We start from the raw sequence: 15,430 nt of genomic DNA on the forward strand, positions 1-15,430 counted from the left end.
ACTCAAAGTAGTGGATTTCTTTATGCTAAATAATGGTAAAAAATTCTAAAATAGGCACCATTTTTTTCAATTAGCTCTAAAATACTAATAAGCCAAAAATTAACTCTTATCTTCATTTTGATCATTTGTATTAGTAGATTCAATACTCTTTACAACTTCATCCATATTTATCTCTGGACACAACTCTTCAAGTATCTTAGATGCATTATATAAAACATCAGTATTTTCTAGTGCACTTGCCAAAATGTCAGCATTTATAACAGGTAAACCTAGCTCATTAATTGTCTTTGATACATCATTACTATTTAATGTTTTTATAGAATTTTGAATATTTGTAATCCTAGAAAATAAATTATCAAAGTTTTGATTAGCAACCTCTTTACCTGAAGATGCTTTCTTATCAGAGCTCATTTCTTCAAGCTGCATTTTTAGATGCTCAATCTCATAATTTAAGTTATTTATCTTTGTCTCATTGCTATTGTTTATAGCTTTTTGTTTAATCCTTTCCTCTTTTAAAGTCGATACAAGGTTATTAAGAAAACTAGCCATCTCATCAGCACTACCAGCAAACCTGTTAAAAACCGTTAAGAAATGCAGTATTGATTTATCATCTGAGAAATCAGGATATCTTACTCTATGATCGATCTCACTCCAGCCCTCTTCAAATATTGTTCTTACTTGTATTTCACAAAATATTTCTTCCTTGAGAGGCTTCGCTTTAATTACATAATGAGTTGAGCGATAGCCAATAGGATGTTCTTTCACCTCACAATCTTTAGGTTCAGCTACTTCATTATCACCCTTTCTTATATAAACTATCTTTTCATGAGTTTCATATTTCTGATTAATATAATCATAGATATATTCCCATTCATTTTTGAATAAATGTAATGCTCTAATTCCTATTAAATCTGTAATTATTTTTAGATAATTTTTTACAGATATATTTGCATATTTTTTATTTCCCTCTTTTTTCTTTCTTACTATCTTTTTTAAGAGGTGTGATGCATCTTTTACACGCCATCTAACAGAGTGAACATTATCGCATTGTTGTAGAGTATTTGCTAAATAACTTGCAGTACTTTTAAAATCATCAATTCTACTTAAATAATCGCATATAATTTCTGATAATTCTTTTTCACTAATATTAGCTTGTTTTAAACAAACACTAGAAATATTACTGTCTTCTAAAATTTTGTTTATATCCATAACCTATATAAATCCCTTACTACTCGGCTTATCTATCGTTACTTATTCTAAATTCTTAAAGACTAGTTTTACACTATATATAAACTAATTCAACTGCTATGGCTAAATGGAAATAATTAGTTTTGGCGAAGAGATTATTATTTTGCAGTATTCCTAGAAACCAACTTTTGACAAACTTGCTCTAACGAAACTTCTTTCTCTCTAAGCAATACTAATAGATGAAATAATAAGTCTGCTGTCTCAGAAATTAGCTCATTATCAGAATCCAGCTTCATTGCAGCAATTACAACTTCTACACCTTCTTCGCCAACCTTTTGAGCGATTCTTGGTAAGCCTTCTTTAAATAAACTAGTTAAATAACTATTCTCAGGTAAATAATCTTTTCTCTCAGCTATTAGTTTTTCTAATTTGTCTATTATATACAAAGAGCTATTTTCTTCATTTTTTGTAAAGCATGATTTACTACCAGTATGACAAGTTGGACCGTATGGTATAGCTTTTATAAGTATAGAATCATTATCACAATCAACTGCTATATCTTTTAACTCAAGAAAATTACCGCTTTCTTCACCTTTAGTCCATAGACGCTTCTTACTACGGCTATAGAAAGTAACTTTGCCGATTTCTAAAGTCTTTTCTAAAGACTCTTTACTCATATAGCCTAGCATTAAGACACTATTATCATTTGCTGATTGAATAATAGCTGGAACTAAATTATCCATTTTTTGCCAAGCTATAAACTCTATAATTTTGTTATCCATTTTGTATCCTATTTTACTATTCTTGTCGGTATATTGTTTTTAAAAAGCTCTTGTTTTAACTCAGGTATAGCAATAATATCATCATGAAATACACTAGCTGCCAAAGCTCCATCAATATCCGTATGCTTAAATACATCAATAAAATGCTGAATCTCGCCAGCTCCACCAGAGGCAATAACAGGTATTGAAACATTTGATTGAACTTCTCTAAGATGTTCTAGATCATAACCACCCTTGACACCATCATGATTCATACAATTAAGAACTATCTCACCAGCACCACGAGACTCAACTTCTTTTGCCCAGCTAACTGGATCTAATAATGTCTGTACAGTCTTATCAGCACTACCTGTATACTGGCATACCTTAAATTCACCATCGATAAATTTACTATCTACACCAACCACTACACACTGAGTACCAAACTCATAAACTAATTCATCTATCAAATCAGGTCTAGCAAGCGCTGCTGAGTTGACAGATATTTTATCTGCACCTTCATTTAGTATAGCTCGAGCATTTTCTACTGACTTGATACCTCCAGCTACACAAAATGGGATATTTATCTTTTTGGCTATTTCTTGTATCCACTTGATAGAAAGTAGCTTATTATCAGGACTAGCTCCAATGTCATAAAATACTAGCTCATCAGCTCCTGCATCTGAGTATTTCTGCGCCAGCTCAATAATATCGCCAATGATTCTATGATTTCTAAATTTTACACCTTTAACAACTACCCCATCTTTGACATCAAGACATGGAATTATTCTTTTTGTTAACATTCTAAAGCCTCTTGAAGTGTAAATTTATTTTCATATAACGCTTTACCAATGATGACACCATAAGTATTCTGCTCTTTTAGAACCTCTAAATCTTCTAAGCTACCTACTCCACCAGAAGCCATAAATTGAATATCTGGATATATAGATGAATAGATTCTATATAGCTCAAAATTTGGACCTTGCAGCATGCCATCTCGAGAAATATCAGTACATAGGACATACTCAAGACCATCACCAAGATAAATCTGTAGTATTTCATCTAAAGTTGTTGTGCTAGATTCTTGCCAACCATGTGTTGCTATATAGGGTACTCCTTCTTTGATAAATACATCTAAAGCTAGAACTATCTTTTCAGCACCATATTTCTCAAAAAACTTCTTTGTTAATGCAATATCTTTGACAGCTAAACTACCAACAACTACCCTATCAACCCCAATCTCTAGAAGCTTTTCAATAGTCTCAAAATCTTTGACACCTCCACCAACCTGTAGAGTCATATTACAGTTCTCTCTAATCTGCTGGATAGTTTCAAATTGACAAGTTTGGCCTTTCTTAGCACCATCTAAATCTACGACATGGATAAACTCTGCACCTGCTTGTTGATATGACTTTGCAACATCTTTTGGCTCAAGTTCATAAGTAGTAGTTTTATTAAAATCACCTTTTTCTAAACGAACACATTTGCCATTTATAAGATCTATCGCAGGAAATATATTCATTTACAAAGCTCCTTGTATAAAATTCTCTAAAATCCTCATACCAACCCTACCAGATTTCTCAGGATGAAATTGAATACCATAAAAATTATCTTTATTTACCATCGCAGTGAAATCATTTATATAATCATTAGTAGCTATGCTAAATTGATTAAGCTCAGCATAAAAACTATGCACAAAATATACATAATCATCTTCCGCAATATCTTTAAATAAAAAGTGACTTTTATCTATATTTTGTAAGTTATTCCAACCCATATGAGGAATACTAAAACCTTGAGTTTTCTTAAAAGCTTTTACTTTTTCAGGAAAAATATTCAAACAATCTGTATCACCTTCTTCAGAAAAACTATACATAATTTGCATTCCTAAACAGATTCCTAATACTGGTTGTGTCAGCTGTGCAATAAGCTTATCTAAATTATTTTTTCTTAAACTATCCATGGCTGATTTAGCATGTCCTACACCTGGCAAAATCACGCAAGCTGCCTTTTTAATTACTTCAGCATCATGTGTTAGGACTATTTGTCGACCTAATTTCTCAAAAGCATATTTTATCGAGGCAAAATTACTCCCACAACAATCTATTATCGCTATCATAATACTCCCTTTGAGCTTGGAATCTCATCTATACCATCTTTAGTAATTGCTTGTTTAAGCACTTTCCCTAAGCCTTTAAAACATGCTTCTATCATATGATGAGTATTCTCACCTGTTACTTTGATATGTAGCGTTGCCTTTAGACCTTCAGCAAAAGATACAAAGAAATGCTTCACCAACTCTACTGATAAATCTCCAACTATTTCTCGATCAAAATTTGCCTCAAAAGAGCAATAATTTCTACCGCTTAAATCTAGAGCAATCTCAACTAAAGCCTCATCCATAGGTAATAAGAAACCATAACGATTAATACCATATTTATCGCCTAGAGCTTGAGCAATTGCTTGTGAAAGTGTAATGGCTACATCTTCGACACAATGATGATCATCAATATGAAGGTCACCTTTTGCCTTAATTACTGCACTTATACCAGCATGTTTTACAATCTGATCAAGCATATGATCAAAAAAACCAAGACCAGTATCGATTTCTCTAGTTCCTGGAGCATCTAGATTAACTTTTACAATAATATCAGTCTCATTAGTTACGCGCTTGATTTCAGCTACTCTAGGCTTATTTAATATTGCTGTAGTAATATCATCCCAAGATTGATAATTCCCAGCGCCAAATTGAATAGGATTAACTTTTATATTATTAGCTAACTGTACATCTGTTTCTCTATCACCAATCACATAGCTATCTTTTAAAGAGATCTTTTGCTCGACTAAATAATCCATCAACAAACCAACTTTAGGTTTACGACAATTACAGTTTTGATGATCAAAATGTGGACAAATTAAAACTTCTTCAAACGCAATACCTTGTGATTTAAATATCTTCATCATCAAGTCATGTGGTGCATCAAAATCCTCCTGTGGGAAAGACTCTGTGCCTAAGCCATCTTGATTTGACACCATAACAAGTTTAAAACCTGCTTTTTGTAACTTTTTAAGAGCTTCAAAAACACCTGCAAAAAACTCTAACTTTTCGATACTATCAACTTGCTTATCTATAGGTGGCTCAACTATTAAAGTACCATCTCTATCAATAAATAAATATTTATTTTGCTTCATAATCACTACTTAATTTTTGTAATACTTCGATTAGTTTTTTATTTTCAACTGTCGTTCCAATACTTATTCTTAGTATCTTTTCATCATTAAAAAAGTGAGCCATAGAACGCACAACTATGTTATTTGCGATTAAATCATCAAACACTTCTTTATTAAAGCTAACTAGTAAAAAGTTCGCATCTGATGAGTATACTTTGTTTACTATCGCTAACTGTTCCAGCTTTTCAAATACTAGCTGTCTTTGTTGTTTTATTTCTTCAATTTGAGTATCTAACTTAACTAAGTTCTTATCATCAAGTAAATTCAATATTGTAGTTTCAGTAGTCTTTGGAATTGGATATGGTGCTAATATTTTTCTTAACCATTCAATCATTTTAGCATTAGAAATTATTGTTCCTAATCTAAGCCCTGCCATACCAAAAGATTTTGATAGCGTTCTTAGAACAACTAGATTCTGATATTTATCGATAAGAGTAGTTGCTGATTGTTCACTACTAAATTCTATATATGCCTCATCTACAACAACTATGCACTTACCCGTCAAGCTTGCTAATACCTTTTCAATTTCAGCTAGAGATAGTGATTTACCTGTTGGGTTATTCGGAGTACATAAGAAAAGTAACTTACAATTATTAGCAATACTTTCTAAAAGCTTAGCAATATCGAGTTTAAAGTCATTCTCTTGTTCAAGCTTTATGGTCTTATACTCTACACCTTGTAATTGTGCAGCTATTTTATACATCCCAAATGTTGGCTCTACTGCAAGAACACTATCTTTTTGATACTCGCAATATAGTCTAAATAACAGATCAATTCCTTCATCACTACCTCGAGTAACTAGCAAATTATTAGTTTTTACCTTATAAATAGCTGCTAAACGCTGAACTAATTGCTGAGGTTGTTGTGAAGGGTAACGATTAAATAGATTCTCATCATTATAAGGAGATTCATTCGCATTAAGCCATATGCTCCCTTGAACTTTTAGAGATCTAGCTGATGAATAAGCACTAAACCTTTGTAAATCTTTACGAATTAATTTTTCTATCTCTTGCATATCTTATAAGCTCTCCAAACGAATTTTTACAGCCATTTCATGAGCTTTTAGACCTTCTATGTCAGCTAGTCTCATCGCCATCTCACCTATATTTTTCATCCCTTGTTTTGAGACATTTTGAATGCTTATTGCTTTCATAAAGTCTATAGTTGCTAAACCACTATAAGCTTTGGCATAACCATAAGTAGGTAACACATGATTTGACCCTGTAATATAATCCCCTAATGCCTCTGCTGCCCAAGGACCTACAAATACAGCTCCAGCATTTTCGATACTATCAATATAATTATCTGCATTTTCAATATTTAAAATAAGATGCTCAGAAGCATATTCATTAGCTATACTGATTGCTTGTCTAAGATTATCTACAACAATAATTGCACTATTTTCTAAAGATTTTTCAATGATAGCTTTTCTTTGGGCTGTACTAGTCTGCTTAGAAACTTCATCTCTAACCTTATCAGCTACAGTCTGACTAGTTGTGATTAGTAGTGCTTGTGAGTCTGTTCCATGCTCAGCCTGAGCTAGTAGATCTGCAGCAACAAATCTAGGATCGGCCACTTCATCAGCTATTACTAACACTTCTGAAGGCCCTGCTGGTAAATCAATAGCTGCTCCTTGACTATCATTAGATACCTGCTGTTTTGCTTCTGTAACCCAAGAATTTCCTGGGCCATAGATTTTATTAACTTTAGCTACTGTCTCTGTACCATAAGCTAAAGCAGCTATTGCTTGAGCTCCACCTAGTTTATAAATCTTTGAAACCTTACAAATATCGGCAGCTATTAAAATTAATGGATGAACATTACCATTTTTATCACAAGGAGTAGCTACATAAACCTCCTTACAACCTGCAATTTGTGCTGGAGTTGCTAACATTATCAATGTAGAAACTAAAGGAGCTGAACCACCAGGCACATACAAACCAACTTTTTCGATAGGTTTATAAACTTTTTTACAAACCACACCATCATTAGTATCACAAACAGTTGTTTTTGGTTTCATTACCTCATGATAATTAGATATACGAGCTATAGAGCTTTTAACTAAGTTAATATCATCTTGTGAGACTAGTGAGTAAGCTTTTTTAATCTCATCTGCTGAGACTTCAATATTACCTAAATCAACTCCATCAAACTTAGAGGTAAACTCAAAAAGAGCTTTATCACCATTTTGTTGAACTTCACTTAAAATACCTCTAACACCTGCAACTAAGCTAGCTTTATTCGCTGATACTGGTCGAGATAAAAGCTCTACTTGCTTAGCCATACTAAGCTCTTGCCAATTATATACGTCAATCATCGTAATTTACTTACTCCAACATTTTCTCAATTGGTAAAACTAGTATTGAGCTAGCACCAGCTTCTTTTAACTTTTCTAAAGTTCCCCAAAATACACCTTCTTTAGTAACTAAATGTATCGCGACTTTATTATCACCATATAAAGGCATAATAGTTTGACCTTCATGGCCTGGTAAAATATGAGAGATTGTATCAACAGCATCTTTATCAATATGAAACATAATGTACTTACGTTCTTGGGCATGCTTTACACCTTCAATTCGTCTAAGTAGTAACTGATAATACTCTTCTAGTTCATCACCAAAACTCTCATTTGAGCGAATTAAAATGGCTTGGCTTTTCATTATGGTATGAATCTCTTTAAGATTATTCTCTTCTAATGTCCTACCAGTAGAAACCAAATCACATATTGAACTTGCCATTTGTAAGTTTGGTGCGATCTCAACTGATCCAGAAATAGATAATGGATCAAGATTTAAATCATTCTTATCTGAGAACTCTTGTACTAAATAAGGATATGAGGTTGCTATGCGAGTATTTTTTAAATCATTTAAATCTTCACTGGCATTATTTGGTACAGCTATAGATAATCTACATTTACCAAAGCCTAGTTTTTTAGTTTTAATAATATCATTTTTTTTATTGGTATCTTTTATGCTTAGTAAATACTCTTCTAAAACATTTTCACCGACTATCCCAAAATCACAAACATTACCATTCACCAAAGTTGGAATATCATCATCTCTTACAAAAAGAAAATCAATCGGAGCATTTATTGAATGACATAATAAATTACTTTTACTTGAGAACTCTACTTTGACACCTATTTTATTAAACAGCTCCATTGAGTTGTCATATAATCTACCTTTCTTTTGTATAGCAACTCTTAATCTTTTTCTCATCTTAATTCTCTTTTTTGATTTTGTTATAGACAGTGTTGTAACCATTTGTTCCGTAAGTAAGACATCTTGCAACTCTACTAATAGTTGTAAGACTAACCCCTGTCTCAGCATGAATCTGGCGATATGATTTATCTTTTTTTAACTCTTTGACAACTCTCCAACGAGCAGCCATTGCTATCAAATCTACGGGTGTACACAAATCTTCTAAGAAAAGCTTTGCTTCATCTATAGATTCGAAGCTTGTGAAAATTTCATAAAGATTCTTGAGATTATCTTCATTATTTTTTATTTCAGACATTTATTTTTAGCTAATACTCTGTGCTAGTGTATTAACATGTTAGTACAGAATAACAGCGATTACAAATTAAAATATCTAAATTTCTTAAAAAAAATTTAACAGGTAAATTTATAGCTTAAAGAAATATGTCTTTTACGACTTCACCGTAAAATTTAATTTTAAATATTTAATCAGTAAGTCTTATATTTTTATGACTTAAGCCATAAGATAATAAAACTCTTTCAAAAAAGAGAAAAGTTTATTTAGAGATTATATTTTAATAGATTATTCTTCTAATTTTATGCCTCTAGTTTCAGGCATTTTAGCTATGATTATAACAATTATAATAGAAGCTATAACAGCATAAATACCTGGAGCCATTTTACCAAAATAAACTATCAATATACTCGAAACTAACGGCACTGTGCCACCTAGCAAAGCATTACTAATATTATAACCAGTACCTACACCACTAAATCTCAAGTGTGTCGGGAATAACTCATTAATTGTTACCACAAATGTAGCTGTAGCAGCTGATATAAGTAACATCAAAATAGACATTACAATACATGATAATAATGCTGAGCCCATACTATTTATCACAAATAAGCTTGGATATACCAATACCCCAATACCTACACATGATACTAAAAGTACTTTTTTACGCCCTACTTTATCCGAAACTGCTCCCCAGAATGGTGCTGTTGCAAAATAACATATAGATGCAATCATTGTTACAAACATTGCTGTTTTTGTAGAGTAATGCAGAGTTCCCTCTAAAATAGATGGAATAAATGCTGCAACCATATAGTATACGATTCCTAAGTAACCAGCTAACGCAAACACTATTAATATCTGATAAGGATATTCTTTGATTGCTGAAACAACCGGAGCATCATCTAATGCGCCATCCTCTTTAGCCTTAATATACTCTGGAGACTCGCTTTGTAAAAACTGCATTACTAATACTATAATTGCCAAAACCATGCCTATAACAAAACATAATCTCCAACCATAAGCATGCATCTGCTGTTTTGTTAGTATCTCAGAAAATACAAATACTATAACTGTACCGAAAAAGACACCAAAACCTGAGAAGAATGTCCCAAATGCCGTGATCAAACCTCTTTTATTATCAGGAGCCTGTTCACTTAGTATTGCTAATACACCATTATACTCACCACCAATTGAGAACCCTTGAATCATACGTGCAAAGATTATCAAAACTACTGATGTGATACCAATACTGCTATATCCTGGAGTAAATGCAATCATAGCAGCAGAGATTGCCATCAGTGTCACAGTTATAATAAGTATCTTCTTACGTCCAATCTTGTCGCCTAGATTTCCAAAGAAAACACCGCCAATAGGTCTCATTAGATATCCTGCTGCAAACATACCAAATGTTTTAATTGTTGCAACAGTTGCATTATTATCAGGGAAGAAAGTCGCTGATATATATATCGTAACATAAGCAAATAATGCAAAGTCAAAGTACTCCACACTTGTCGCAAGCCCTGCAAATAATATATTCTTTATAGATATTTCTTTTTTCATTTCCAATAAGTTTTAGCTAAATTTATGATATATTATTAAATACAATGCTAATTTGCAAAGAAACTAAAGATTATTTTCTTCTTTGTATAATTTATTTAAGAAAATATGACAAAATTAATAAAAAAAGTACTAGCGACAAACATATTATTCTTTATTGCAATAAGCCCTCTTTTTGCTGACGAAAATAGTATAATATCTTACATCAAATCAAATATCCCATTCTATAAGAATGATGCCAGCAAACTAATAGCTTCAACCACTAGTTCAAAGCAAATTGAGTTAAAACAAAAGGCTATAGCAGATATCCAATATGTCTCAAAAACTGGCGATGATAGTAATAGTGCTGCAAATAAACAAAACATATATAGTGCTATAAACTATCTTAATAAAGCCCTTAAAGATACTTCAGAAAAATCTACAGAATCACTTCAAATAAGATTATCTTTATTTTCTCTAGAGCTGGATCTACATGACTATAAAACAGCAGATCAAACTATTGTACAGCTTTCACAAGATTTCCCTAATGAACCTGTTGTACACATATACGCAATAGCATATTTAGACCTACTAAAATTAAAAAACTACAACTTATCTCTACAAAGTTTAAAAAAATTAAAATGGTCAAAAACTGATGACTTTATAAAAACATTCAAAATCATTAAAAATAGTTTTTATTTGCAGATTAACACTAATGCAAATCAGATCCAAATTGAAAATAACTCCCCTACAGTCATTATTATTAACGGTTATAACCTTAATCCTGATGGTACAATGAATGATATATTGATAAAAAGGTTACAAAAAGGTTTAGAAGTCCACCAAAGATATCCAAATGCTAAAATCATAGTAGCTGGAGGCAGACCTAAACTAGGTGTTACAGAATCTTATCGAATGAGACAATGGCTTATTAAAAATGGAGTGCCAAGTAGTAGTATAATCCAAGAGGATCAATCAAGTAGTACAGTATGGGGCGCTATTGATAGCTTTAAAATACTAGAAAGTCTAAAACCTAAAGTTAAAGATATTATCCTAGTCACATCCGCTTCTGATATTAGAAGAACTAATTCAATATTTGAACAAGAAAACTTAAATACTAAATCAAACTTTGATTTCCACAATGTTGTCTCTGGAGTAAAAGGTTATAATATTATGATGCCTATATCTGAAGATGAAAGAGCAAGTATTATAAAAGATACCCTTAGAATGGCTGGAATTTGGCAAATGCCAGGTATGGTTTTTTAAACATTTATCCATTAAAAACCTGCTATACTTATACTATCTTATATTTATTTAATTATTAATTACTATGAAATTTAATAAAGTTATAGCTTGTATTCTTTTAATAATACCTATTTCTGTATTTGCAACAAATACATCACCTTCTGCATTTAATTTAGATATTTTAGATCACCAACAAAGTGCCGTAACTGATATACAGTATAATTTATCAGTTTCTAAAAGTGATAAGCATAGTGGTGCAACAACTAAGCGAGGAAATCAATCTGGAGCTATACAAGATCTTAAAAAAGCTCTTATGAAAGCTCCTAAAAATAGCTATGTGCAAACCCAACTAGCTATATCTCTAGCATTATTAGAGATTTCTAATAATCAATTAGATAATGCAAAAGCAACTCTTGAGTCAATCGGTAATATCAAATCTAATAACCCTATATTACAAGTCCTACTAACAGCATATTCTTTAGTCTGGAACCCTAGTAGTTTTAATGAAAATATGTTTGTACTAGAGAAGTCTAGCTGGCAAAAAATGCCTCACTATATACAAGCTATAAAAACTGCTAAATCAAATTTTAACCTAAAAATTAATACTTCTTTTGATCAATTAGGAAATCTTGAGCAGAACTCATTAGCAATAGTTACTCTTGGTTACTCTCTAAATGATGATGGTTCAATGAGTAATATCTTGATTGATAGATTAAAGTTAACTTTAGCTGCTCATAAGAAGTATCAAAATGCTATACTCATAGTGTCTGGTGGTGTTGCTCACCAAGGTGTTACAGAATCATATAAAATGAAGCAGTGGCTAATCCAACATAAAGTTCCAGCGGATCAAATCATTCAAGAGGATCAATCTACTAGTACAGTTACAAATGCTATAAATACTATAGATATTATTAAGAAATTAAATAGACCTATTAAAACTATCCTTCTTATAAGCTCTGACTCTCATATTCGTAGAGCAAGCTCAATATTCCAACAAGAATTACAAAATACGCATCTACCATTTAAGCTAACAAATATTGCTGCTAAAACCAATTATGATATTAACAAGCCTGCTAATAAACAAGAGAAAATCCTAATTATAAAAGATACTCTTAGAACTGCAGGTATCTGGCAAATGCCTGGCATGGTTTTTTAATTACTTTTATCAAACTCATCTATAAACTTTTGTGCTGCATCAATTCGTTCTTTGCAAAGCTTGTAGCTTTTAGATGCTTGTTCTAACATAGGAGCTAACTCATCTAACAACGCAGGATTGTCCTGATTGTCCTGAAGCTTTTCATTTATTTGCTCTAAAATCTCATAGTTTTTTGCAAATTTTTTACTTTGTGTTGCCATTATTTTTTACCTCTACTTGAATTTTTCCATCTACATAGACAATATCTAAAACTGAACATTTTTGCGCTTGCTTATGACTAGTAATATATTTACCATCTTGGGATACTGTCACACTAAAGCCTCTTTTTAATGTCGGCTCAATAGATACAGAAAGAATCTGTTTATATAAATATTCACTTGTTTGACTATAATACTTCGTGATGCCTCTTGAGATACTAATTGACTGCTTATAATATTCATCAACAGAATGGTTGTAGTATTTTACTAAGTTTTGCGTGTTATGAGCTATATTACTATATTGCGATTCAACAGTTTGACCATATAGCTTTACCAACCCTTTTGATACTGATAAAACACTTTTATAGTTATACTCTAAACTCTGGCCAATTTGATATAAATAGTGCTCCAACTTGACTTTAAAATCACTATATACTCTTTCTAATTGATTTTGATTTTGTTTAGCCAAGCTTTTAACTATTTTAATTATTGAATCATAATCATATTTGGCCGTTTTAGCATTCTCAATTATAGTATTTGTTATAAAATTTATTACCTTTGAAGGCGTATCAAAATGCTTTGTACATATATCATCTAAAACTGTACTATCACGCTCATGCCCTATACCCACCATCACAGGTAAAGCACTATTACAAATACTCTCAGCCGGTAGAATATTATTAAACCAGTCTAAATCAGCTTGAGAGCCTCCGCCACGAATAAGTACAATAGCATCATATTTATTAGCTTTTTGCATAATTCTACTAAAAGCATTTGTGACACTCACTGCACATTCTTTACCTTGCATTTTTGCTTCAAAAATTTCAAAACTACATAACCCTAAAGATTGTAGCTTATCGGCTTCCTCAAAAAAATCTCCCTTACCTGCAGCTGTTAGACTTGTAATTACTGCAATATTTGTAAATTCTTTAGGCAAATCAAGATTTTTATTTTTTTCTAAGATACCTTTTTTAGCTAAGTCTTGCAAAATTTCTAACTTGCGAGCTTGTCTGTCTCCTAATGTGAAAGCTGGATCAATATCGATTATATTTAAACTAAGCCCAAAACTAATATGATAATTAACAGATACTTTTAGCAAAACTTTCATATCTGATTTTAGCTGCTCATTAGTTGAAGAGTTAAATTTTCTTAGAATATAGTCAACCTTATTTGCCCAACAATTACATCTAATCTTAGCTATAGGATACTTACTAACACCATCATGCTCTATTAGCTCACCATAATAATGTCGACCTGATTTTCTCCATTCTGAAAGCTCTGCGACAATCCAGAAACCTTCATAACTAAAGCTCATTTCTATCGTACTTTTAATAAGTTCTAAAAACTCACTAAGTTTTAAGGATTCTTGCATGAAAAATATTTATAAATATTTAATATTTTTAAATTTTACATTCTAGGGATTAATATACAAGGCTTATATATTTAAACTGACTAAAGTATCTAATGCATTAAACCCCATGAAACACATGAGGCACTTTAGGCTCTGACTCATTATTTGAGGATAGCTCAGCTGAATATACTAAAGTAGTCATCATTACTGATAGAAAAATTAATATTTTTTTCATAATAACTCCATTGCTAGTTCATTATTTTGATTTAAGAGATCAATAAAATTTTAAAGAGCGTCTCTTAACGATCCTATAACTTTAAAGTCACATGCTTTAATACTAGATTGTAGTTTTTGATAACTTTGTGCTGAACAATTCTCTGGTTTCGTTGACGGTAAGCAAATATTCTTATATTTTTGACTAAACTTTTTCTCTACTCTTAAACAGTTTAAATCATCAACATTTAATGTATTGCCTGCAGCATACATAGAGCTAAATGTTATACTACCTAAAAATAATGATTTTAATATCTTTTTCATAATTACACCCTTTTATTTTTCTAAGCACAAACACTTAATACTTATTCACAAAAAAATATAAAGCTTAGATAAACTACCTAAAACTTAGATGTCAAATATAACATCTATTATGAATAAACTTATAAATCATTTTTTAACAAGCGGTATTAAAAATTGACTAATATTTTATAGCGACTCTAGATTACACCATTTTAAAACTTCATACTTTAAACTATCAGTCAACTCTAATTTATCTATATATTTTCAATCATAAAATAACTACTTATAGGCCCAAATAGATATATTTACACCTTTGTATTATGTAATAATAAAAATTAGCTAATAAAATATTTAAAGGTCGTAATATGATTAAAGCATTTGGTAACGCTATAGACGAACTAGAAAAACTTAATTTAGAAATAAAAAAAAGAGATTAGTAAAACTAACCGAATATCATCACTTAACTAGAGCATAAGATTATGGATAAACTTAAAATTAGTTTTGCCGAGATTAATAAATTATCTACTGACCAGATTAATGATCTGCAAAAACTTATTAATGATGCATATAAAATTGGTGAAGGAGACTTATGGGTTGAATCAGCCCAAAGAGTATCTTTTGATGAGCTAAAAAACGCTATAGAACAAAACAAAATAATTATAGCTCAAAATAAAGACATAATTATAACCTCAGTTCGGAATTAAAAGCATTGTAAATTAAGGGTTTAGTAGTGTTTTTAGGTTAAAATAAGCGAAAA

The 15,430-nt window shown here is 31.3% G+C and carries 17 protein-coding genes; 3 read left to right on the forward strand and 14 right to left on the reverse strand.

Annotated elements, in window-relative coordinates; all coding sequences use genetic code 11:
* Window positions 1-99 precede the first annotated feature (99 nt).
* The 11 genes from AB8E56_RS08865 to AB8E56_RS08915 form a co-directional block, all read right to left on the reverse strand.
* Window positions 100-1,209 carry a RelA/SpoT domain-containing protein gene (locus tag AB8E56_RS08865; protein ID WP_329480214.1) on the reverse strand — a complete coding sequence of 370 codons (1,110 nt, stop codon included), beginning with the start codon at window positions 1,207-1,209 and terminating at the stop codon, window positions 100-102.
* A 137-nt stretch (window positions 1,210-1,346) separates the two neighbouring features.
* Entirely contained in the window at window positions 1,347-1,970 is a 624-nt protein-coding gene (gene hisIE / locus AB8E56_RS08870) for a bifunctional phosphoribosyl-AMP cyclohydrolase/phosphoribosyl-ATP diphosphatase HisIE (protein ID WP_329480216.1), read from the reverse strand.
* 8 nt (window positions 1,971-1,978) lie between these two features.
* Window positions 1,979-2,752 carry an imidazole glycerol phosphate synthase subunit HisF gene (gene hisF, locus AB8E56_RS08875; protein ID WP_329480218.1) on the reverse strand — a complete coding sequence of 258 codons (774 nt, stop codon included), beginning with the start codon at window positions 2,750-2,752 and terminating at the stop codon, window positions 1,979-1,981.
* Window positions 2,746-3,471 (reverse strand): 1-(5-phosphoribosyl)-5-[(5-phosphoribosylamino)methylideneamino]imidazole-4-carboxamide isomerase, encoded by a 726-nt coding sequence (gene hisA / locus AB8E56_RS08880; RefSeq protein ID WP_329480221.1) that lies wholly within the window; start codon window positions 3,469-3,471, stop codon window positions 2,746-2,748. The genes hisF and hisA overlap by 7 nt, the downstream gene beginning before the upstream one ends.
* Window positions 3,472-4,068, reverse strand: coding sequence for an imidazole glycerol phosphate synthase subunit HisH (gene hisH, locus AB8E56_RS08885; protein WP_329480223.1), 597 nt, complete (start codon window positions 4,066-4,068; stop codon window positions 3,472-3,474).
* The gene (hisB, locus tag AB8E56_RS08890) at window positions 4,065-5,141 is read right to left on the reverse strand and encodes a bifunctional histidinol-phosphatase/imidazoleglycerol-phosphate dehydratase HisB (protein WP_329480225.1); all 1,077 of its coding nucleotides are present in this window, start codon (window positions 5,139-5,141) and stop codon (window positions 4,065-4,067) included. Before hisB ends, hisH begins: the two co-directional genes overlap by 4 nt.
* On the reverse strand, window positions 5,128-6,195 hold the full coding sequence (gene hisC, locus AB8E56_RS08895; RefSeq protein ID WP_329480227.1) for a histidinol-phosphate transaminase: 1,068 nt from the start codon (window positions 6,193-6,195) through the stop codon (window positions 5,128-5,130). The genes hisB and hisC overlap by 14 nt, the downstream gene beginning before the upstream one ends.
* Window positions 6,196-6,198: 3 nt before the next feature.
* Window positions 6,199-7,497, reverse strand: a complete 1,299-nt coding sequence (gene hisD, locus AB8E56_RS08900) for a histidinol dehydrogenase (RefSeq protein ID WP_329480229.1) — start codon at window positions 7,495-7,497, stop codon at window positions 6,199-6,201.
* A 10-nt stretch (window positions 7,498-7,507) separates the two neighbouring features.
* A complete protein-coding gene (hisG, locus tag AB8E56_RS08905; RefSeq protein WP_329480231.1) occupies window positions 7,508-8,398 on the reverse strand; it encodes an ATP phosphoribosyltransferase in 891 nt (296 codons plus the stop codon).
* A gap of 1 nt (window position 8,399) precedes the next feature.
* Window positions 8,400-8,696 carry a YerC/YecD family TrpR-related protein gene (locus tag AB8E56_RS08910; protein WP_329480233.1) on the reverse strand — a complete coding sequence of 99 codons (297 nt, stop codon included), beginning with the start codon at window positions 8,694-8,696 and terminating at the stop codon, window positions 8,400-8,402.
* A gap of 264 nt (window positions 8,697-8,960) precedes the next feature.
* Entirely contained in the window at window positions 8,961-10,232 is a 1,272-nt protein-coding gene (locus AB8E56_RS08915) for an MFS transporter (protein ID WP_329480235.1), read from the reverse strand.
* A gap of 105 nt (window positions 10,233-10,337) precedes the next feature.
* On the opposite strand from AB8E56_RS08915, the gene AB8E56_RS08920 reads away from it, so the two are divergent.
* Together AB8E56_RS08920 and AB8E56_RS08925 are read left to right on the forward strand one after the other, a co-directional pair.
* Entirely contained in the window at window positions 10,338-11,474 is a 1,137-nt protein-coding gene (locus tag AB8E56_RS08920; protein WP_329480237.1) for a YdcF family protein, read from the forward strand.
* 64 nt (window positions 11,475-11,538) lie between these two features.
* A complete protein-coding gene (locus tag AB8E56_RS08925; RefSeq protein WP_329480239.1) occupies window positions 11,539-12,609 on the forward strand; it encodes an ElyC/SanA/YdcF family protein in 1,071 nt (356 codons plus the stop codon).
* Here the strand turns inward: AB8E56_RS08925 and xseB are convergent.
* The 3 genes from xseB to AB8E56_RS08940 form a co-directional block, all read right to left on the reverse strand.
* Window positions 12,606-12,809 (reverse strand): exodeoxyribonuclease VII small subunit, encoded by a 204-nt coding sequence (gene xseB / locus AB8E56_RS08930; RefSeq protein WP_329480241.1) that lies wholly within the window; start codon window positions 12,807-12,809, stop codon window positions 12,606-12,608. The two genes, AB8E56_RS08925 and xseB, sit on opposite strands and share 4 nt — an antisense overlap.
* Window positions 12,793-14,178 (reverse strand): exodeoxyribonuclease VII large subunit, encoded by a 1,386-nt coding sequence (gene xseA / locus AB8E56_RS08935; RefSeq protein ID WP_329480243.1) that lies wholly within the window; start codon window positions 14,176-14,178, stop codon window positions 12,793-12,795. The genes xseB and xseA overlap by 17 nt, the downstream gene beginning before the upstream one ends.
* A 264-nt stretch (window positions 14,179-14,442) precedes the next feature.
* Window positions 14,443-14,694, reverse strand: a complete 252-nt coding sequence (locus tag AB8E56_RS08940) for a hypothetical protein (protein WP_329480245.1) — start codon at window positions 14,692-14,694, stop codon at window positions 14,443-14,445.
* Window positions 14,695-15,152: 458 nt separating this feature from the next.
* On the opposite strand from AB8E56_RS08940, the gene AB8E56_RS08945 reads away from it, so the two are divergent.
* Window positions 15,153-15,377, forward strand: coding sequence for a hypothetical protein (locus AB8E56_RS08945; RefSeq protein ID WP_329480247.1), 225 nt, complete (start codon window positions 15,153-15,155; stop codon window positions 15,375-15,377).
* Window positions 15,378-15,430 lie beyond the last annotated feature (53 nt).

The sequence above is a fragment of the Francisella sp. 19X1-34 genome (assembly GCF_041102755.1).
Lineage (GTDB): Bacteria > Pseudomonadota > Gammaproteobacteria > Francisellales > Francisellaceae > Francisella.

What these genes read in the sequence shown, in the direction of transcription:
- AB8E56_RS08865 (WP_329480214.1), bottom strand. Translation starts at nt 1,209, where the DNA reads ATGGATATAAACAAAATTTTAGAAGACAGTAATATTTCTAGTGTTTGT.
- hisIE (WP_329480216.1), bottom strand. Translation starts at nt 1,970, where the DNA reads ATGGATAACAAAATTATAGAGTTTATAGCTTGGCAAAAAATGGATAAT.
- hisF (WP_329480218.1), bottom strand. Translation starts at nt 2,752, where the DNA reads ATGTTAACAAAAAGAATAATTCCATGTCTTGATGTCAAAGATGGGGTA.
- hisA (WP_329480221.1), bottom strand. Translation starts at nt 3,471, where the DNA reads ATGAATATATTTCCTGCGATAGATCTTATAAATGGCAAATGTGTTCGT.
- hisH (WP_329480223.1), bottom strand. Translation starts at nt 4,068, where the DNA reads ATGATAGCGATAATAGATTGTTGTGGGAGTAATTTTGCCTCGATAAAA.
- hisB (WP_329480225.1), bottom strand. Translation starts at nt 5,141, where the DNA reads ATGAAGCAAAATAAATATTTATTTATTGATAGAGATGGTACTTTAATA.
- hisC (WP_329480227.1), bottom strand. Translation starts at nt 6,195, where the DNA reads ATGCAAGAGATAGAAAAATTAATTCGTAAAGATTTACAAAGGTTTAGT.
- hisD (WP_329480229.1), bottom strand. Translation starts at nt 7,497, where the DNA reads ATGATTGACGTATATAATTGGCAAGAGCTTAGTATGGCTAAGCAAGTA.
- hisG (WP_329480231.1), bottom strand. Translation starts at nt 8,398, where the DNA reads ATGAGAAAAAGATTAAGAGTTGCTATACAAAAGAAAGGTAGATTATAT.
- AB8E56_RS08910 (WP_329480233.1), bottom strand. Translation starts at nt 8,696, where the DNA reads ATGTCTGAAATAAAAAATAATGAAGATAATCTCAAGAATCTTTATGAA.
- AB8E56_RS08915 (WP_329480235.1), bottom strand. Translation starts at nt 10,232, where the DNA reads ATGAAAAAAGAAATATCTATAAAGAATATATTATTTGCAGGGCTTGCG.
- AB8E56_RS08920 (WP_329480237.1), top strand. Translation starts at nt 10,338, where the DNA reads ATGACAAAATTAATAAAAAAAGTACTAGCGACAAACATATTATTCTTT.
- AB8E56_RS08925 (WP_329480239.1), top strand. Translation starts at nt 11,539, where the DNA reads ATGAAATTTAATAAAGTTATAGCTTGTATTCTTTTAATAATACCTATT.
- xseB (WP_329480241.1), bottom strand. Translation starts at nt 12,809, where the DNA reads ATGGCAACACAAAGTAAAAAATTTGCAAAAAACTATGAGATTTTAGAG.
- xseA (WP_329480243.1), bottom strand. Translation starts at nt 14,178, where the DNA reads ATGCAAGAATCCTTAAAACTTAGTGAGTTTTTAGAACTTATTAAAAGT.
- AB8E56_RS08940 (WP_329480245.1), bottom strand. Translation starts at nt 14,694, where the DNA reads ATGAAAAAGATATTAAAATCATTATTTTTAGGTAGTATAACATTTAGC.
- AB8E56_RS08945 (WP_329480247.1), top strand. Translation starts at nt 15,153, where the DNA reads ATGGATAAACTTAAAATTAGTTTTGCCGAGATTAATAAATTATCTACT.